Below are 14,878 nucleotides of genomic sequence, written 5' to 3'. Positions count from 1 at the left end.
AGCTGATCAACCCCATCGCCATGGAAGAAGGTCTGCGCTTCGCCATCCGTGAAGGTGGCCGCACCGTGGGCTCGGGCGTCGTGGCGAAGATCCTGGACGTTTGATCATTGCTGCGCAAGGAACTATCACCATGGCCACCAAGCAAAAAATCCGCATCCGCCTCAAGGCCTTCGATTACAAGCTGATCGATCAGTCGGCCGCCGAGATCGTAGACACTGCCAAGCGCACCGGCGCCATCGTCAAGGGTCCCGTGCCCCTGCCGACGCGCATGAAGCGCTTCGACATCCTGCGCTCACCGCACGTCAACAAGTCGAGCCGAGACCAGTTCGAGATCCGCACGCACCAGCGCCTGATGGACATCGTCGATCCGACCGACAAGACCGTGGACGCACTGATGAAGCTCGACCTGCCGGCCGGCGTGGACGTCGAGATCAAGCTGCAATAAGCGCCTTCGGCCTTTGTAGGAAAAAGCCCGCGTGCAGAAATGCCAGCGGGCTTATTTTTTGGCTTGCGGTTGTGGCATCCTTCGTCGACGGCGATCGGCCGGATTGGACGCTCCTGGGGTGACTTCATGATGACTTGGTTCCCGCGGACGGCAACGCTCGTTGCCGCGGCCGTGCTTGGGGCATGCGGCGGTGGTGGCGGCGGCGTCTTCTTCCCGATCATCGGTTTGCCAGTTCCCGACTCCGGCTCGGGCAATGGCAGCGCGACGGTGACGTTGGCAGGCAACGTGACTTTCGACTCCGTCCCCAATACCAGCGGCGGACTGAACTACGCGGCGCTGAGTGCCAAACCGGTTCGCGGCGCCGTCGTCGAGATCCTGGATGCAAATTCGACCGTGGTGGCCAGTACGGCCACCGATGGCGCGGGTGCCTACGCCGTGGCCGTACCGGCCAATACGACAGTCAGCGTCCGCGTCAAAGCCCAGCTGCTGCGTAGCGGCGCCGGCGCGAATTGGGATGTCAGCGTGCGCGACAACACCCAGGGTGATGCCCTCTACTCAATGGACAGCGGCGCCTTCCCCACAGGCACGACGACCTTGACGCGCAACGTCCATGCGCCTTCCGGCTGGAACGGTTCAAGCTATGCCTCGACCCGCGTTGCCGGGCCATTCGCGGTGCTCGACACCGTCTACGCGACCCAGGCGAAAGTCCTGTCCGTGGCGCCGAGCACGGCCTTTCCGCCGCTGCGTGTCTTCTGGAGCGTCAACAACGTGCCGGCGACCGGCGATACCACTGCGGGTCAGATCGGTACGACCTTCTTCACCAACTCGACCGGCGCGAATGCGGTCCGTGCCATCTATGTGCTGGGCAAGGAGAACGTCGATACCGACGAGTACGACAGCTCGGTGATCGCGCACGAGTGGGGCCACTACTACCAGTCGGCCTTCAGCCGCGACGATTCGCCCGGTGGCGGCCATTCGCTCACCGACCGCCTCGACCGGCGGCTCGCCTTTTCGGAAGGCTGGGGTAATGCATGGTCCGGCATCGCGCTGGGGCGCAGCAATTACTCCGATTCTGTCGGCACGGGCCAGGCGCTGGGATCGAACTTCGACCTTCGCGGGCGCGCGCCGTCCCCGCCCGGCTGGTATCGGGAGGGGTCGGTCCAATCGATTTTCTGGAACCTGAACAATCAGGTCGGCTTCAAGCCCATCCATGACGCTCTCACCAGTACGTCATTCAAGAGCGGTGTGGCGGTGACCTCGATCCACCCCTTCTCCGTGGTTTTCAACGCTGTGGCGCCGGGCAGCGCCTCGGCGCTCAACACACTGTTGACGGACCAGAGCATTGCCGTGCCGAACGACCCCTTCGCCGCCAACGAGACGAACAATGGCAACGTCGCCACTGCGTTGCCGATGTACAGGCCTGCCGCCGTCGGAGGTGGTGCCACGCAGGCCTGCGTGACGAACGAAGCGGACCCGACGCGCGCCGGCAACAAGCTGGGCAGCTACGCCTACCTCCGTTTCACCGCACCCGCGCAGCGCAGCTATGCCATCGGTCTTTCGGTGATCGGCGGAACGGCAGGCACCGACCCGGACTTCGTGGTCTATCAGGGGCAGCGTGTCGGCCAGGGCCTCTCCACCATCGTCGGGAACGAGACAGGATCGGTCAGCCTGGCGCAGGGCGAGGCCGTTCTGGTCGTCAACGACTTCAACAATGTGTCGGCCAATACGTGCTTCAACGTCACCATCAATTGAGGAGCGCAGCCATGCGTGCATCTCGCAGCGTCGGAGCGACCGTGCTCGCAGCACTGGCCATGGGCATGTCGCTGCAGGCCTGTGCGCACCCCACCAAACCCGTGCGCGACATGTCTTCCCACAAGATGACAGCCGCGCCCATGAAGCCCGGCGGGTCCGGCGTTGCGGTCGAATACCGTATCGACGGGACGCCCGAGGCCGGCAAGCCGGTCCTTGTCGTGCTGAGCTTCGATGGCATCACTGACCCGGCAGGGGCCACGGTCCGATTCAGGGGTGACGGTGGCCTCACGGTCACCGGTTCGCCCGGCCCGCACACCCTGCCCGCAGGCAGGGCCTCGAGGCTGACCGTCCAGGTGGTCCCGGACGCCGACGGCATCGGCTACCTGCATGTCTTCACCGCGCAGAACGGGGCGAACAGCGCGACCTCCATCACCATCCAGGTCGGCAGCGGCCCCGCCAAGCTCCCCGCAAGCAACGGCCTGAAGCAGACACCCGACGGCGAAAAGCTCATCACCATGCCGGTGAAGTGAGTCAGTGCCCTCTATAGGCCTGGCAGGCCGCCTTGTGCTTCCGAAGACTTACGGGCTATAATCTCCGGCTCCGCCCGATTTGCGCCTTGGCGCATTCCGTTCGGAGCTTTATCAACCTTCTTCCGTAGACCAAACGCTGTCGCCAATTGAAGTGGCAGCGGCGGGAGTTTTGGAGAAAAACCATGAGTCTGAGCAACTCCCTCGGGTTGCTGGGCCGCAAGGTGGGGATGATGCGTCTCTTCACCGATGACGGTGACACCGTTCCCGTCACGGTGGTGGACGTGTCCAACAACCGTGTGACCCAGATCAAAACCCAAGAGACCGATGGCTACGTCGCCTTGCAGGTGACCTTCGGCTCGCGCAAGGCATCGCGCGTGACCAAGCCCGAAGCCGGCCATCTCGCCAAGGCTGGTGTCGAAGCCGGCGAAATCATTCAGGAATTCCGTGTCACCGCCGACACGGCCGCCCAGCACAAGGCTGGCGGTTCGATCGCGCCGGCCAGCGTGTTCACGGTGGGCCAAAAGGTCGACGTGCAGGGCACCTCTATCGGCAAGGGCTACGCCGGCACCATCAAGCGCCACAACATGGGCTCGCAGCGCGCCTCGCACGGTAACAGCCGTTCGCACAACGTGCCCGGCTCGATCGGCATGGCGCAGGACCCCGGCCGTGTCTTCCCGGGCAAGCGTATGACGGGCCATCTGGGCGACGTCACCGTGACCACCCAGAACCTCGACCTGATCCGCATCGACGAAGCGCGCCAGTTGCTTCTGATCAAGGGTGCGATTCCCGGTGCCAAGGGTGGCTTTGTCACCATTCGCCCGGCCGTCAAGGCCAAGGCGGCGCCCGCGGCCTAAGGAGCAACAGCAATGCAACTCGAACTCCTGAACGAGCAAGGCCAGGCTGCGTCCAAGTATGACGCGCCCGAAACCGTGTTCGGCCGTGACTACAACGAAGACTTGGTGCACCAGATCGTGGTCGCCTACCAGGCCAACGCCCGCCAGGGCACTCGTGCCCAGAAGGACCGCGAGCAGGTCAAGCATTCGACCAAGAAGCCATTCAAGCAAAAGGGAACGGGCCGTGCCCGTGCCGGTATGACTTCCTCGCCGCTGTGGCGTGGGGGCGGCCGCATCTTCCCGAACATGCCCGACGAGAACTTCACCCAGAAGATCAACAAGAAGATGTACCGCGCCGGCATGGCGTCCATCTTGTCCCAGTTGGCACGCGAAGGCCGTCTTGCCGTGGTCGATTCGATCAAGGTCGACTCCCCCAAGACCAAGGCGCTGGCTGCCAAGTTCAAGGCGATGAACCTCGAGTCCGTGCTCGTGATCGCCGAGGAAGTCGACGAGAACCTGTACCTGGCCTCGCGCAACCTGGTCAACGTGCTCGTGGTCGAGCCGCGTTATGCCGATCCGGTGTCGCTGGTCCACTACAAGAAGGTGCTGGTCACCAAGGGTGCCGTCGACAAGCTCAAGGAGATGTTCGCATGAGCCGCATCAATCCCACTCCCCAGCAGCGCCAGTTCGACGAAGGTCGGCTGATGAACGTGCTGGTCGCCCCGATCGTGTCCGAGAAGGCCACGATGGTCGGCGAGAAGTCGAATGCAGTGACCTTCAGGGTGCTGCAGGATGCCACCAAGCCCGAAATCAAGGCGGCCGTCGAACTGATGTTCAAGGTCGAGGTGAAGGGCGTGTCCGTGGCCAACATCAAGGGCAAGACCAAGCGCTTTGGCAGGTCGGTCGGCCGCCGCGACAACGTTCGCAAGGCCTACGTGACGCTCAAGGCCGGTCAGGAGCTCAACCTGGTTGGGGAAGGCGCTTAAATCATGGCCGTCATCAAGATGAAACCCACTTCGCCGGGCCAGCGTGGCGCGGTGAAGATCTCGCGGGACCACCTGCACAAGGGCGCCGGCTTCGCTCCGCTGCTGGAGCCCCAATTCCAGAAGTCCGGCCGCAACAACAATGGCCACATCACGACCCGTCACAAGGGTGGTGGCCACAAGCACCACTACCGCGTGGTGGACTTCGTGCGCAATAAGGACGGCATCCCGGCCAAGGTCGAACGCATCGAGTACGACCCGAACCGCACCGCCCACATCGCGCTCGTGTGCTATGCCGACGGCGAGCGCCGCTACGTCATCGCCCCGCGTGGACTGGAAGCCGGCGCCACGCTGCTGAGCGGCTCGGAAGCGCCGATCCGCGCCGGCAACACGCTGCCGATCCGCAACATCCCCGTGGGCTCGACGATCCATTGCATCGAGCTGCAGCCCGGCAAGGGCGCGCAGATCGCCCGCTCGGCCGGCACCTCGGCCACGCTGCTGGCCCGTGAAGGCGTCTACGCCCAGGTTCGCATGCGTTCGGGCGAAGTGCGCCGCGTGCACGTCGAGTGCCGCGCCACCATCGGTGAAGTCGCCAACGAAGAGCACAGCCTGCGTCAGCTCGGCAAGGCTGGCGTGAAGCGCCACATGGGCATTCGCCCGACGGTGCGCGGCGTGGTGATGAACCCGATCGACCACCCGCACGGTGGTGGTGAAGGCCGCACCGGCGAAGGCCGCCACCCGGTCGACCCGTGGGGCAACCTCACCAAGGGCTATCGCACCCGCAACAACAAGCGCACGCAGGTCTTCATCGTGTCGCGCCGGAAGAAGTAAGGGACAGCCACATGACTCGCTCTCTCAAGAAAGGTCCCTTCGTCGACCATCACCTGTTGGCCAAGGCCGACAAGGCCGTGACGACCAAGGACAAGAAGCCGATCAAGACCTGGTCGCGCCGCTCGATGGTCCTGCCCGAGTTCATCGGCCTGACCATCGCCGTGCACAACGGCAAGCAGCACGTGCCTGTCTACATCACCGACCAGATGGTCGGCCACAAGCTCGGCGAATTTGCGCTCACGCGCACGTTCAAGGGGCACCCCGCGGACAAGAAAGTCCAGAAGAAGTAAGGAACGACCATGTCTGAAACACGTGCAGTCCTCCGCGGTGTCCGCCTCTCGGTCGACAAGGGCCGACTGGTCGCCGACCTGATCCGCGGCAAGAAGGTCGATCAGGCGCTCAACATCCTGCAGTTCACGCAGAAGAAGGCCGCCGTGATCGTGAAGAAGGTACTCGAGTCGGCCATCGCCAACGCCGAGCACAACGACGGTGCCGATATCGACGAACTGAAGGTCAAAACCATCTACGTCGAACAGGGCGCCACGCTCAAGCGCTTCACGGCGCGCGCCAAGGGTCGCGGCAACCGCATCAGCAAGCCCACGTGCCATGTGTACGTGACGGTGGGCAACTAACAGGCTGGAAGATTTATGGGACAGAAAATCCACCCCACCGGCTTCCGCCTCGCGGTCAGCCGTAACTGGTCCAGCCGCTGGTATGCCAGCAACCGCGACTTCGCCGGCATGCTGGCCGAAGACATCAAGGTGCGCGAGTACCTGAAGAAGAAGCTCAAGAACGCTTCCGTGTCGCGCGTCATGATCGAGCGGCCCGCCAAGAACGCCCGCATCACGATCTACTCGGCCCGTCCGGGCGTGGTGATCGGCAAGAAGGGCGAGGACATCGAAAACCTCAAGCGCGACCTGGGCAAGCAGTTGGGCGTGCCGGTGGCTGTGAACATCGAGGAAGTGCGCAAGCCTGAAATCGATGCGCAGCTGATCGCCGACAGCATCACGCAGCAACTCGAAAAGCGGATCATGTTCCGCCGCGCCATGAAGCGCGCCATGCAGAACGCCATGCGTCTGGGTGCCCAGGGCATCAAGATCATGTCGGCAGGGCGCCTGAACGGCATCGAAATCGCCCGCACCGAGTGGTACCGCGAAGGCCGCGTGCCGCTGCACACGCTGCGCGCCGACATCGATTACGGCACCTCGGAAGCCAAGACCACCTACGGCGTGATTGGCGTCAAGGTCTGGGTCTACAAGGGCGACACGCTGGGCCGCAACGACCTGCCGGTCGTCGAGACCCCGCGCCCCGACGAAGAGCGCCGCCCGCGTGGCCCGCGTCGTGACGGCCGCCCCGGTGGCGACCGTCCTGGCTCGGACCGTCGCGGTCCGCGTGCCGGTGCCCGCGGCCCGATCGGCGGCAACGTCGCGCCGGCCGACGGCAGCGACAAGCCCGCCGAAGCCAGCGGTGCAGACTCGAAACCCGCCGTTAAGCGCGTCCGCAAAGCCGCGCCCGCTGCAGCAGCGGACGGTGCCAAGACCGAGTGACATCGGTCTTAGAACTACGGAGTAAATAACATGCTGCAACCTGCACGCAGAAAGTTCCGCAAGGAACAGAAGGGCCGCAACACCGGCATCGCGACCCGCGGCAACGCGGTGTCCTTCGGTGATTTCGGCCTCAAGTCGATCGACCGCGGCCGCCTCACGGCGCGCCAGATCGAAGCCGCCCGTCGCGCGATCTCGCGTCACGTCAAGCGCGGTGGCCGCATCTGGATTCGCGTGTTCCCCGACAAGCCGATTTCCACCAAACCCGCTGAAGTGCGGATGGGTAACGGCAAGGGCAACCCCGAGTACTACGTCGCCGAGATTCAGCCCGGCAAGGTGATCTACGAGATCGTCGGCGTGCCCGAGGAACTCGCGCGCGAAGCGTTCCGCCTGGCTGCCGCCAAGCTGCCGCTGCGCACCACCTTCGTCGCTCGCCAACTCGGCGCCTGATCGGGAGGAACACACATGGCAACCCGTAAGAAGAAGGACGCCGCGGCTTCGGCCAAGGTGTCGAAGGCCGCCGCGCTGCGCGACAAGGACGTCGCCGGTCTGCAGGCCGAGATCAAGGATCTGCAGAAGGCCCATTTCGGCCTGCGCATGCAGAAGGCCACGCAACAGCTGTCGAACACGGCAACGCTGCGCATCACGCGCCGCGATATCGCCCGTGCGAAGACCATTCTTGCGCAGAAGCAGCAAGAAGCCGCCAAGTAAGGAGTGACCATGACGGAAGCTAAAAAATCCCTCAAGCGCACCCTGATCGGCAAGGTGGTCAGCGACAAGCGCGCGAAAACGGTGACGGTGCTCGTCGAGCGCCGCGTCAAGCACCCGATCTACGACAAGGTCGTGACCCGCTCGAGCAAGTACCACGCCCACGACGAAAAGGGCGAGTACAACATGGGCGACACCATCGAGATCACCGAAAGCCGGCCGATCTCCAAGACCAAGAACTGGGTGGTGACCCGTCTGGTCGAGAAGGCCGTCACGGTCTGATCGGCGGCGACGCAGCCAATCCGAAAGCGGCCCACAATGTGGGCCGTTTTTTTATTTTTTAGGAGCGACCATGATCAAAGTCGGTGACACCCTTCCTGCAGCGACCCTGCAGGAGTATTCGGAAGTCGAAGGCGAGGGCTGCAGCATCGGCCCTAACCCGGTCGACGTGAGCCAGGCCGCGGCCGGCAAGACCATCGCTTTGTTCGCATTGCCGGGGGCCTTCACGCCGACCTGCTCGGCCAAGCATGTGCCGGGCTATGTGCAGCATGTCGACGACTTCAAGGCGGCGGGTGTCGACGAGATCTGGTGCGTCAGCGTCAACGACGCCTTCGTGATGGGTGCCTGGGCGCGTGACCAGAAGACCGAGGGCAAGGTGCGCATGCTGGCCGACGGCAGCGGCGTGTTCGCCAATGCCGTGGGCCTCACGCTGGACCTGACTGCAAGGGGTATGGGTGTGCGCAGCAACCGCTATTCGATGCTGGTGAAGGACGGCAAGGTGGCCGCACTCAACGTCGAGGCACCGGGCAAGTTCGAGGTCAGCGACGCAGAGACGCTGCTGAAGCAGGCCCGCGGGTGAGCACGCCGGCCCGCATCAAAGATCCACCTTGAGGTAGTGAGACCCCGCGATGGGGTTGTGGTAGTAGGGTGGGACCTCGACGAAACCCAGGTCTTCGTAGAGAGCCCGCGCCGATTCCATGTCGTCCAACGTGTCCAGCAGGACGCAGGCGTAGCCCGCGCCGCGCGCGGCATCCAGGATCGCTTCGGCCAGCTGGCGGCCGAGGCCGAGTCCCCGGAACTGAGGGCGGACGTAGAGCCGTTTCATCTCCGCCGTGTTGGGATAGTCGGCTGCATCCAGCGGGCGCAACGCACAGCAACCGGCAACGAACGCGGTGGTGCCGTTCTCGCGCGTCAGCGTGGGCACCCTCGCCCGGGCCGCGTCGGGCCCCCCGAGCGTGGCGTCGACAAGCGCCAGCAGCAGGGCGCCACGGGGCTCCGCATAGTCCCCGGGCAGCCCCGCCAACTCCGCATCGAAGTCCTGAAAACACAGGTCGATCCCCAGCGAAGCTGCGTACTCGAGAAAGATGTCGCGCGTGATATCGAACTCGCCCGAGGAGTCGGGCGTGACCAGCACGATGTCCGGCGTGCCAGCCAGCGGAAGTGGCCTGGAGGAGGAGAAACTCATGCTCTGAGTGAGGCGATCCACGCCGCGAATGCGGCGCAGGCGGCAAAAACCAAGAGCGCCAGGAGCCGGGAGGCCGCATCGTCGCGGCTCGGTGCCACGCTGCCATGGGCGAGAAGCTTGTCCCCCGAGACCATGGGGCGAACCAGGCGCTGGCCTTTCACCGCGACGTAGAAAAGCACCGCCAGCACGTGCAGGCTCACAAGCCCGATCACGAGCCATTGGCCCAGCGATCTGTGCCAGCCCGTGGCAACGCTGGCCACGGCGCGGGAGACGAAGTGGTTCAACGGGCCGGTCGAGGCGATCTCGTCGTCCGCCACCAGGCCCGTAGCCACCTGCGCCAGCAGGATCGCGAGCAAGGCAAACACCGAGAGGGCGCCCAGCGGCGTGTGCCCGACCAGGTGGTCCGCGTGCGCCCGGCCGCGCAGGTAGGCCACCACGTCACGCGGCGCATAGACAAAGGCGGCAAAGCGCGACCACCGCCCGCCCACGAAACCCCACACCAGGCGGAACAGCAGCAGCGAAAGCACCACGTAGCCGATACGGAAATGCCATTCCAGCACCCCGCCCAGTCCCGTGGCGATCATCCCGATCACCGCCAGGGCCAGCAGCCAGTGGAACAGCCGCGTGGGGAGGTCCCAGACCCGGGTACGCGACGCGCCGGCGCCATCCAGCCCCGCGTGGCGCGTCGTGGACTCGAAGGTGTCGGTCATCGAAGGGAAGCGTCGCAAGGCTCGGGAAGGCGCAGATTAGCAAGTTCCGGCGCGGGGCGCCCTGCGGGTTGTCTCTAGGCCATGCGGCCAGGGGCCCGCTCCTACACTGCTTCCAGCGGCGCACGTCGTTGCCGCACACAAGAAGGATCCCGATGAACCGCCTTGCTTCGCTCGTGCTGGCCACGGCTTGTGCCGCCCTGTCGGTGCCCACCTCCGCGCAATTCGCCAAGACGGACGACGCGGTCATGTACCGCGAGAGCGCCATGTTCATCATGAACCAGCACCTTGGGAGACTCGGCGCCATGGCCAATGGCCGGGTGCCCTACGATGCGACCGCGGCGGTGGCCAACGCCGAAGTGGTGGCTGCGATGGCGAAGCTGCCCTGGCAGGCCTTCGGCACCGGCACGGAGGGCGGCAAGGCGAAACCCGAGGTCTGGAAGGAGCAAGCCAAGTTCAAGGAAAACCAGGACAAGCTGCAGGCCGAAACCGTCAAGTTGGTCGCCGCGGCCAAGGCGGGCACCGTGGAGGCGCTCAAGGCGCAGTTCGGCACCACGGCGGGCGTCTGCAAGGCGTGCCACGACGCCTTCCGCAAAGACTGAACCCTGCAAGGGCACCGCTTGCGCCCCGCGACGCCGGGCCCGAGATGTTCCGCGCGCCTGTGCGCTTTTCAGACCTCGGCCAGCAGCTTCTCGATCAGGCGGTGCAGCTCGGCGAAGTCCGGCTCGCCCACATAGCGCTTCACGATCTCGCCGCGCTTGTTCACGATGTAGGTGGTCGGCGTGAGCTTCACGTCACCCCAGGCCTTGGCCACCGAGCCCGTGTTGTCGATCGCCACCTGGAAGGGCAGCTTGCGGGTCTCGGCGAAATTCACGACGTAGCTGGGCGGGTCGTAGCTCATGGCCACGGCCAGGGTGTCGTAGCCCTGGGCCTTGTACTTGTCGTAGGTGGCGATCACCTTGGGCATCTCGGCCACGCAGGTGACGCAGCTGGTGGCCCAGAAGTTGACCAGCGTGACCTTGCCTTTCAGGTCCTCGGTGCTCTTCTTGCTGCCATCCAGCAGCACGAAGGTCGAGGCCGGCGCGGCCGACACACCCGTATTCAGGTAGATGCCCACGCCAGCGGCCAGGGCGATCACGACGGCAGCGGCGGCAATCAGTTTTTTCATGGGAGCACGATGGAGGGGGCCGCGAGATTTTAGTCCCGCCCGCCCCATCCCGCCTGGTCCCGGCGCAAGCCTGTGTCGCGGAGGGCAGGTTCCATAATCGGCCTCCCATGTGCCTGCCCCACCCCTGCCGACCCTTTGCGCCCGCCGTGCTCGTGGCCTGTCTGCTTGCCGCCTGCAGTCCGGTCTTCAACTGGCGGGAGGTTCCGATTGCAGACGACGGCCTGGTGGCGCTGCTGCCCTGCAAACCCGACCGTGCCACCCGCAGCCTGCCACTGGGCGCGGGCGCCACCATCGCCGTCGACATGACGGGCTGCGATGCCGGCGGCGCCACCTTCGCCGTGGCCCATGTCAGCGCCCACAATGGCGAAGAGGCCGAGCGCTGGATGCGTGCCTGGCGCGCCGCCACCCGGAGCCAGCTGGCCGACAGGCCGATCGCCGAGGTGCCGGCGACAGTGCCCCGGGCCGCGGCCTCGCCGGCGCCGCTGCGGCTGGATGTCCAGGCGGCGGAAGGTCGCCCGGCGCAAGCCCACATGCTCTGGTTCGCCCAGGAGGGGGCAGGAAAGATGGCGCTCTACCAGGCAACCGTGCTCGGGCGACCGGAGTCGGCCGAAGCGCTCACCACCTTCTTCGAGGGCTTGCGCCTGCCCTGAGCGGCCTGCTGGCCGGCCGGGCGTTGTCGGCGTACAACCTATTTCTACTTCCTCCGGGTGCCCCCGCATAATCGGCAGACCCGCTTCGACCCCGCATGAACAGCATCTTCATCGTCGCCCATTCTCCGCTCGCCCAGGCGCTGCGGCAGTGTGCGCTGCACGTGTTTCCGGACAGCGAGAACTCGATCGCGGCGCTGGACGTGCTGCCCAACGTGTCGCCCGACGAAACCCTGGCGGCGGCGCGCATCACCCTGGCCCAGCTGCAGCGCACGCCGCGCTCGCAGGTGCTGGTGCTGGCCGACGTCTTCGGTGCCACCCCCTGCAACGTCGCGCAGAAGCTGGTGGACGGCGTGCGTTCCCGGCTGGTGGCCGGGGTCAACCTGCCGATGCTGCTGCGTGCCGTAAGCTACCGCAACGAGCCGCTCGAGACGCTGGTCCAGCGCGCGCTCTCCGGTGGCACCGCGGGCGTGATGCAGGTGGCGGTGGCGGCACCCCAGAACCAGGCAAGAAGAAAGCACAGTGATCAAGACATCCGTGACCATCAGCAATAAGCTGGGCCTGCATGCGCGGGCTTCGGCCAAGCTCACCAAGCTCGCAGGCAGCTACCCTTGCGAGGTCTGGCTGTCGCGCGGCGACCGGCGCGTCAATGCCAAGAGCATCATGGGCGTGATGATGCTGGCTGCGGGGATCGGCGTGACGGTCGAAGTCGAGACGAACGGCGAGCGCGAGCAGGAAGCGATGGATGCCATCGTCGCGCTCATGAACGACAAGTTCGGAGAGGGCGAATGACCTTTGCCGTCCATGGGCTCCCCGTCGCCCGTGGCATCGCGATCGGACGCGCCGTGCTCGTGGTGTCCAGCCGCCTGGACGTTGCCCACTACTTCATCAAGCCCGAAGAAGTCGAAGCCGAAATCGATCGACTTCGCGTCGCCCGCAACGCGGTGTCCGAAGAGCTGCAGAAGCTGCAGGCCAGCGTGGCCTTGATGGGGCCGAACGAGGCGCCCCACGAGCTGAGCGCACTGCTCGAAGTACACCTGATGCTGCTGCAGGACGAGGTGCTCACCTCCGGCGTCAAGCACTGGATCGTCGAGCGGCTCTACAACGCCGAATGGGCACTGACCACGCAGCTCGAGGTGGTGGCCCGCCAGTTCGACGAGATGGAAGACGAGTACCTGCGCGAGCGCAAGGCCGACCTGGAGCAGGTGGTCGAGCGCCTGCTGCACCGCATGAAGGGCACTGCCGCGGTGCTGGCGCCCACGCCGCCGCGGCGCAAGCGCAGCGCCGAGGACGAGGACAGCGACCCCACAGCCGGTGACGCCATCGACGCCCCGCTGGTGCTGATCGCGCACGACCTCTCCCCGGCCGACATGCTGCAGTTCAAGAAGAGCGTGTTCGCCGGCTTCGTCACCGACGTGGGCGGGCGCACCTCGCACACTGCCATCGTGGCGCGCAGCATGGATATTCCCGCCGTGGTCGGCGCGCGCACCGCCAGCCAGCTGGTGCGGCAGGACGACTGGGTCATCATCGATGGCGATGCCGGCGTGGTGATCGTCGACCCTTCCCCCATCATCCTGGCCGAGTACGGCTTCAAGCAGCGCCAGGGCGACCTCGAACGCGGCCGCCTGGCGCGCCTGCGCCACAAGCCCGCCGTCACCCTCGATGGCCAGCGGGTGGACCTGCTGGCCAACATCGAGCTGCCGGAGGATACGCTGGGCGCCGTCAAGGCCGGCGCCGTCGGCGTGGGCCTGTTCCGCAGCGAGTTCCTGTTCATGGGCCGCGAGGCCCAGAGCCTCACGCGACTGCCCGACGAGGAGGAGCAGTACCAGGCCTACAAGCGCGCGGTCGAGGGCATGCAGGGCATGCCGGTCACCATCCGCACCATCGACGTGGGCGCTGACAAGCCGCTGGACGGCAAATCCGTGCGCGACGACGCCCACCTCAATCCGGCGCTGGGCCTGCGCGCGATCCGCTGGAGCCTGGCCGATCCGGCCATGTTCCTCACCCAGGTCCGCGCCATCCTGCGCGCCGCGGCGCATGGCGAGATCCACCTGCTGATTCCCATGCTCGCCCATGCCTCGGAGATCCGGCAGACCCTGGCGCTGATCGACTTCGCGCGCGCCGAGCTCGACAACCGCGGCATGGTGCATGGCCACGTCAAGCTGGGAGCCATGATCGAGGTCCCGGCCGCCGCGCTCACGCTGCGCATCTTCCTCAAGCACTTCGACTTCCTCTCGATCGGCACCAACGACCTCATTCAGTACACGCTGGCCATCGACCGCGCGGACGAATCGGTCGCCCACCTCTACGACCCGGCCCATCCGGCCGTGCTGCGCCTCGTGGCCGAGACCATCGCCGAGTGCCGGCGCCAGGGCAAGGGCGTGAGCGTGTGCGGCGAGATGGCCGGCGACATCGCTTTCACGCGCCTGCTGCTGGGCATGGGCCTGCGCAGCTTCTCCATGCACCCTTCGCAGATCCTGGCGGTCAAGCAGGAGGTGCTGCGCGCCGACACCAGCAAGCTCACGCGCTGGGTGGAGCAGGTGCTGGAATCGGACGATCCGGCCAGCCTGCTGCTGCCGGCGCCCGCGCCGCAATAAAACGAAACACGCCGAAACCGCTGCGAAAGGACGCCGCGGCCGATGGATCGCACCATCGGGTCTCTTTGATCGCTTTCGATCGCTCTCAAGGATGACCCTCATGAAACCCTGGTTCAAACGATCCCTCTTCGGCTTTGCCGGTGCCGCGCTGCTGGCGGGCAGCCTGGCCGGCTGCTCCGGCCATCGCCACGGCTGGGGCGGCGGCTACACCGAGCAAGACCGCGCCGAGTTCCGCGCCCGCATGGTCGAGCGCGTCAGCAGCAAGCTGGAGCTCGATGCCACGCAGAAGCAGAAGCTCGACGTGCTGGCGCGGAAGATCCAGGCCCAGCGTGCGGCACTGCGCGGCGATGGTGACCCGCGGGCCGAGTTCCGGGCGCTCTTCGCGGGCGCCAAGCTCGACCAGGAGCGCGCGAAGAAGCTGGTTGCCGACAAGACCGCGGCCGTGCAGGCCGGGAGCCCTGAAGTCATCGCAGCCGCAGCCGACTTCTTCGACAACCTGAATCCGGCCCAGCAGCAGAAGGTCCGCGACTTCATGGAGCGCCGCCGCCGTCGGGGGAGAGGATGACCTCCCGGAGTCGCCTCGAATACGGCAGTGGCTTCGACGCCACCCACCTCGGCCGCCTCGGCCGCGCCGATCCGTGGTGAGCGGCGGCAACCCGGGCCTTCGA

24 protein-coding genes are annotated in these 14,878 nt (G+C 65.9%); 21 read left to right on the top strand and 3 right to left on the bottom strand.

All coding sequences use genetic code 11. The features are described from left to right. The 15 genes from ABEA07_RS20110 to ABEA07_RS20040 form a co-directional block, all read left to right on the top strand. Positions 1-104: EF-Tu C-terminal domain-related protein (locus ABEA07_RS20110; protein ID WP_486391985.1), on the top strand; the 104-nt coding region annotated here is incomplete at its 5' end. Positions 105-130: 26 nt separating this feature from the next. Beyond that, positions 131-445, top strand: coding sequence for a 30S ribosomal protein S10 (gene rpsJ / locus ABEA07_RS20105; protein WP_345540037.1), 315 nt, complete (start codon positions 131-133; stop codon positions 443-445). Between the two features lie 126 nt (positions 446-571). After that, the gene (locus ABEA07_RS20100; RefSeq protein ID WP_345540036.1) at positions 572-2,197 is read left to right on the top strand and encodes a hypothetical protein; all 1,626 of its coding nucleotides are present in this window, start codon (positions 572-574) and stop codon (positions 2,195-2,197) included. A gap of 11 nt (positions 2,198-2,208) precedes the next feature. Then, positions 2,209-2,727, top strand: a complete 519-nt coding sequence (locus ABEA07_RS20095) for a hypothetical protein (RefSeq protein ID WP_345540035.1) — start codon at positions 2,209-2,211, stop codon at positions 2,725-2,727. A gap of 182 nt (positions 2,728-2,909) precedes the next feature. Beyond that, entirely contained in the window at positions 2,910-3,581 is a 672-nt protein-coding gene (gene rplC, locus ABEA07_RS20090; protein ID WP_345540042.1) for a 50S ribosomal protein L3, read from the top strand. A gap of 12 nt (positions 3,582-3,593) precedes the next feature. Further along, on the top strand, positions 3,594-4,214 hold the full coding sequence (gene rplD / locus ABEA07_RS20085; RefSeq protein WP_345540034.1) for a 50S ribosomal protein L4: 621 nt from the start codon (positions 3,594-3,596) through the stop codon (positions 4,212-4,214). Continuing rightward, positions 4,211-4,546, top strand: coding sequence for a 50S ribosomal protein L23 (rplW, locus tag ABEA07_RS20080; RefSeq protein WP_345540033.1), 336 nt, complete (start codon positions 4,211-4,213; stop codon positions 4,544-4,546). Before rplD ends, rplW begins: the two co-directional genes overlap by 4 nt. Positions 4,547-4,549: 3 nt before the next feature. Beyond that, a complete protein-coding gene (gene rplB, locus ABEA07_RS20075) occupies positions 4,550-5,374 on the top strand; it encodes a 50S ribosomal protein L2 (protein ID WP_345540032.1) in 825 nt (274 codons plus the stop codon). A gap of 11 nt (positions 5,375-5,385) precedes the next feature. Beyond that, complete coding sequence (rpsS, locus tag ABEA07_RS20070) at positions 5,386-5,664, top strand: 30S ribosomal protein S19 (RefSeq protein ID WP_068640579.1); 279 nt, start codon at positions 5,386-5,388, stop codon at positions 5,662-5,664. Between the two features lie 9 nt (positions 5,665-5,673). Then, positions 5,674-6,006 (top strand): 50S ribosomal protein L22, encoded by a 333-nt coding sequence (gene rplV / locus ABEA07_RS20065; RefSeq protein ID WP_019657678.1) that lies wholly within the window; start codon positions 5,674-5,676, stop codon positions 6,004-6,006. A 15-nt stretch (positions 6,007-6,021) separates the two neighbouring features. Further along, a complete protein-coding gene (gene rpsC, locus ABEA07_RS20060; protein WP_345540028.1) occupies positions 6,022-6,921 on the top strand; it encodes a 30S ribosomal protein S3 in 900 nt (299 codons plus the stop codon). A gap of 30 nt (positions 6,922-6,951) precedes the next feature. Continuing rightward, positions 6,952-7,368 carry a 50S ribosomal protein L16 gene (gene rplP, locus ABEA07_RS20055; RefSeq protein ID WP_068674864.1) on the top strand — a complete coding sequence of 139 codons (417 nt, stop codon included), beginning with the start codon at positions 6,952-6,954 and terminating at the stop codon, positions 7,366-7,368. A gap of 57 nt (positions 7,369-7,425) precedes the next feature. Further along, the gene (rpmC, locus tag ABEA07_RS20050; protein WP_345540041.1) at positions 7,426-7,629 is read left to right on the top strand and encodes a 50S ribosomal protein L29; all 204 of its coding nucleotides are present in this window, start codon (positions 7,426-7,428) and stop codon (positions 7,627-7,629) included. Positions 7,630-7,638: 9 nt separating this feature from the next. Further along, positions 7,639-7,908 (top strand): 30S ribosomal protein S17, encoded by a 270-nt coding sequence (gene rpsQ / locus ABEA07_RS20045; protein WP_345540027.1) that lies wholly within the window; start codon positions 7,639-7,641, stop codon positions 7,906-7,908. 70 nt (positions 7,909-7,978) lie between these two features. Beyond that, entirely contained in the window at positions 7,979-8,485 is a 507-nt protein-coding gene (locus ABEA07_RS20040; RefSeq protein ID WP_345540025.1) for a peroxiredoxin, read from the top strand. A gap of 15 nt (positions 8,486-8,500) precedes the next feature. Here the strand turns inward: ABEA07_RS20040 and ABEA07_RS20035 are convergent, their stop codons facing one another. Further along, positions 8,501-9,091 (bottom strand): GNAT family N-acetyltransferase, encoded by a 591-nt coding sequence (locus tag ABEA07_RS20035; RefSeq protein ID WP_345540023.1) that lies wholly within the window; start codon positions 9,089-9,091, stop codon positions 8,501-8,503. Further along, positions 9,088-9,801 carry a cytochrome b/b6 domain-containing protein gene (locus ABEA07_RS20030; RefSeq protein WP_345540022.1) on the bottom strand — a complete coding sequence of 238 codons (714 nt, stop codon included), beginning with the start codon at positions 9,799-9,801 and terminating at the stop codon, positions 9,088-9,090. Before ABEA07_RS20030 ends, ABEA07_RS20035 begins: the two co-directional genes overlap by 4 nt. A 152-nt stretch (positions 9,802-9,953) precedes the next feature. On the opposite strand from ABEA07_RS20030, the gene ABEA07_RS20025 reads away from it, so the two are divergent. Beyond that, positions 9,954-10,400 carry a c-type cytochrome gene (locus ABEA07_RS20025; protein ID WP_345540021.1) on the top strand — a complete coding sequence of 149 codons (447 nt, stop codon included), beginning with the start codon at positions 9,954-9,956 and terminating at the stop codon, positions 10,398-10,400. Positions 10,401-10,468: 68 nt separating this feature from the next. Here ABEA07_RS20025 and ABEA07_RS20020 read toward each other — a convergent pair whose 3' ends face one another. Then, positions 10,469-10,966 (bottom strand): TlpA disulfide reductase family protein, encoded by a 498-nt coding sequence (locus ABEA07_RS20020; protein ID WP_345540020.1) that lies wholly within the window; start codon positions 10,964-10,966, stop codon positions 10,469-10,471. A gap of 107 nt (positions 10,967-11,073) precedes the next feature. Between ABEA07_RS20020 and ABEA07_RS20015 the strand changes: the two genes are divergently transcribed. From ABEA07_RS20015 to ABEA07_RS19995, 5 genes are all read left to right on the top strand, one after another. Then, entirely contained in the window at positions 11,074-11,616 is a 543-nt protein-coding gene (locus ABEA07_RS20015; protein ID WP_345540018.1) for a hypothetical protein, read from the top strand. Positions 11,617-11,711: 95 nt separating this feature from the next. Beyond that, positions 11,712-12,167, top strand: a complete 456-nt coding sequence (locus tag ABEA07_RS20010) for a PTS sugar transporter subunit IIA (RefSeq protein ID WP_345540017.1) — start codon at positions 11,712-11,714, stop codon at positions 12,165-12,167. Further along, a complete protein-coding gene (locus ABEA07_RS20005; protein ID WP_345540016.1) occupies positions 12,136-12,405 on the top strand; it encodes an HPr family phosphocarrier protein in 270 nt (89 codons plus the stop codon). The genes ABEA07_RS20010 and ABEA07_RS20005 overlap by 32 nt, the downstream gene beginning before the upstream one ends. Then, the gene (gene ptsP / locus ABEA07_RS20000) at positions 12,402-14,210 is read left to right on the top strand and encodes a phosphoenolpyruvate--protein phosphotransferase (RefSeq protein ID WP_345540014.1); all 1,809 of its coding nucleotides are present in this window, start codon (positions 12,402-12,404) and stop codon (positions 14,208-14,210) included. Before ABEA07_RS20005 ends, ptsP begins: the two co-directional genes overlap by 4 nt. A 100-nt stretch (positions 14,211-14,310) precedes the next feature. Beyond that, a complete protein-coding gene (locus ABEA07_RS19995; protein WP_345540013.1) occupies positions 14,311-14,775 on the top strand; it encodes a Spy/CpxP family protein refolding chaperone in 465 nt (154 codons plus the stop codon). Positions 14,776-14,878 lie beyond the last annotated feature (103 nt).

The organism is Variovorax defluvii, from assembly GCF_039541515.1.
In the GTDB taxonomy this organism is placed as follows: Bacteria; Pseudomonadota; Gammaproteobacteria; order Burkholderiales; family Burkholderiaceae_C; genus Variovorax; species Variovorax defluvii.
Note: the sequence above shows the minus strand (reverse complement) of the source record. Positions and strands in the feature narration are given on the sequence as shown.

Bases quoted from the DNA above. Each gene is read 5' to 3' on its own strand.
- ABEA07_RS20040 (WP_345540025.1), top strand. From the start codon at position 7,979: ATGATCAAAGTCGGTGACACCCTTCCTGCAGCGACCCTGCAGGAGTAT.
- ABEA07_RS20100 (WP_345540036.1), top strand. From the start codon at position 572: ATGATGACTTGGTTCCCGCGGACGGCAACGCTCGTTGCCGCGGCCGTG.
- rpsQ (WP_345540027.1), top strand. From the start codon at position 7,639: ATGACGGAAGCTAAAAAATCCCTCAAGCGCACCCTGATCGGCAAGGTG.
- rplW (WP_345540033.1), top strand. From the start codon at position 4,211: ATGAGCCGCATCAATCCCACTCCCCAGCAGCGCCAGTTCGACGAAGGT.
- ABEA07_RS20095 (WP_345540035.1), top strand. From the start codon at position 2,209: ATGCGTGCATCTCGCAGCGTCGGAGCGACCGTGCTCGCAGCACTGGCC.
- rplV (WP_019657678.1), top strand. From the start codon at position 5,674: ATGTCTGAAACACGTGCAGTCCTCCGCGGTGTCCGCCTCTCGGTCGAC.
- rplD (WP_345540034.1), top strand. From the start codon at position 3,594: ATGCAACTCGAACTCCTGAACGAGCAAGGCCAGGCTGCGTCCAAGTAT.
- ABEA07_RS20035 (WP_345540023.1), bottom strand. From the start codon at position 9,091: ATGAGTTTCTCCTCCTCCAGGCCACTTCCGCTGGCTGGCACGCCGGAC.
- ABEA07_RS19995 (WP_345540013.1), top strand. From the start codon at position 14,311: ATGAAACCCTGGTTCAAACGATCCCTCTTCGGCTTTGCCGGTGCCGCG.
- ABEA07_RS20030 (WP_345540022.1), bottom strand. From the start codon at position 9,801: ATGACCGACACCTTCGAGTCCACGACGCGCCACGCGGGGCTGGATGGC.
- rpsJ (WP_345540037.1), top strand. From the start codon at position 131: ATGGCCACCAAGCAAAAAATCCGCATCCGCCTCAAGGCCTTCGATTAC.
- rpsC (WP_345540028.1), top strand. From the start codon at position 6,022: ATGGGACAGAAAATCCACCCCACCGGCTTCCGCCTCGCGGTCAGCCGT.
- ABEA07_RS20020 (WP_345540020.1), bottom strand. From the start codon at position 10,966: ATGAAAAAACTGATTGCCGCCGCTGCCGTCGTGATCGCCCTGGCCGCT.
- rpsS (WP_068640579.1), top strand. From the start codon at position 5,386: ATGACTCGCTCTCTCAAGAAAGGTCCCTTCGTCGACCATCACCTGTTG.
- rplC (WP_345540042.1), top strand. From the start codon at position 2,910: ATGAGTCTGAGCAACTCCCTCGGGTTGCTGGGCCGCAAGGTGGGGATG.
- ptsP (WP_345540014.1), top strand. From the start codon at position 12,402: ATGACCTTTGCCGTCCATGGGCTCCCCGTCGCCCGTGGCATCGCGATC.
- ABEA07_RS20025 (WP_345540021.1), top strand. From the start codon at position 9,954: ATGAACCGCCTTGCTTCGCTCGTGCTGGCCACGGCTTGTGCCGCCCTG.
- rplB (WP_345540032.1), top strand. From the start codon at position 4,550: ATGGCCGTCATCAAGATGAAACCCACTTCGCCGGGCCAGCGTGGCGCG.
- ABEA07_RS20015 (WP_345540018.1), top strand. From the start codon at position 11,074: ATGTGCCTGCCCCACCCCTGCCGACCCTTTGCGCCCGCCGTGCTCGTG.
- rplP (WP_068674864.1), top strand. From the start codon at position 6,952: ATGCTGCAACCTGCACGCAGAAAGTTCCGCAAGGAACAGAAGGGCCGC.
- ABEA07_RS20010 (WP_345540017.1), top strand. From the start codon at position 11,712: ATGAACAGCATCTTCATCGTCGCCCATTCTCCGCTCGCCCAGGCGCTG.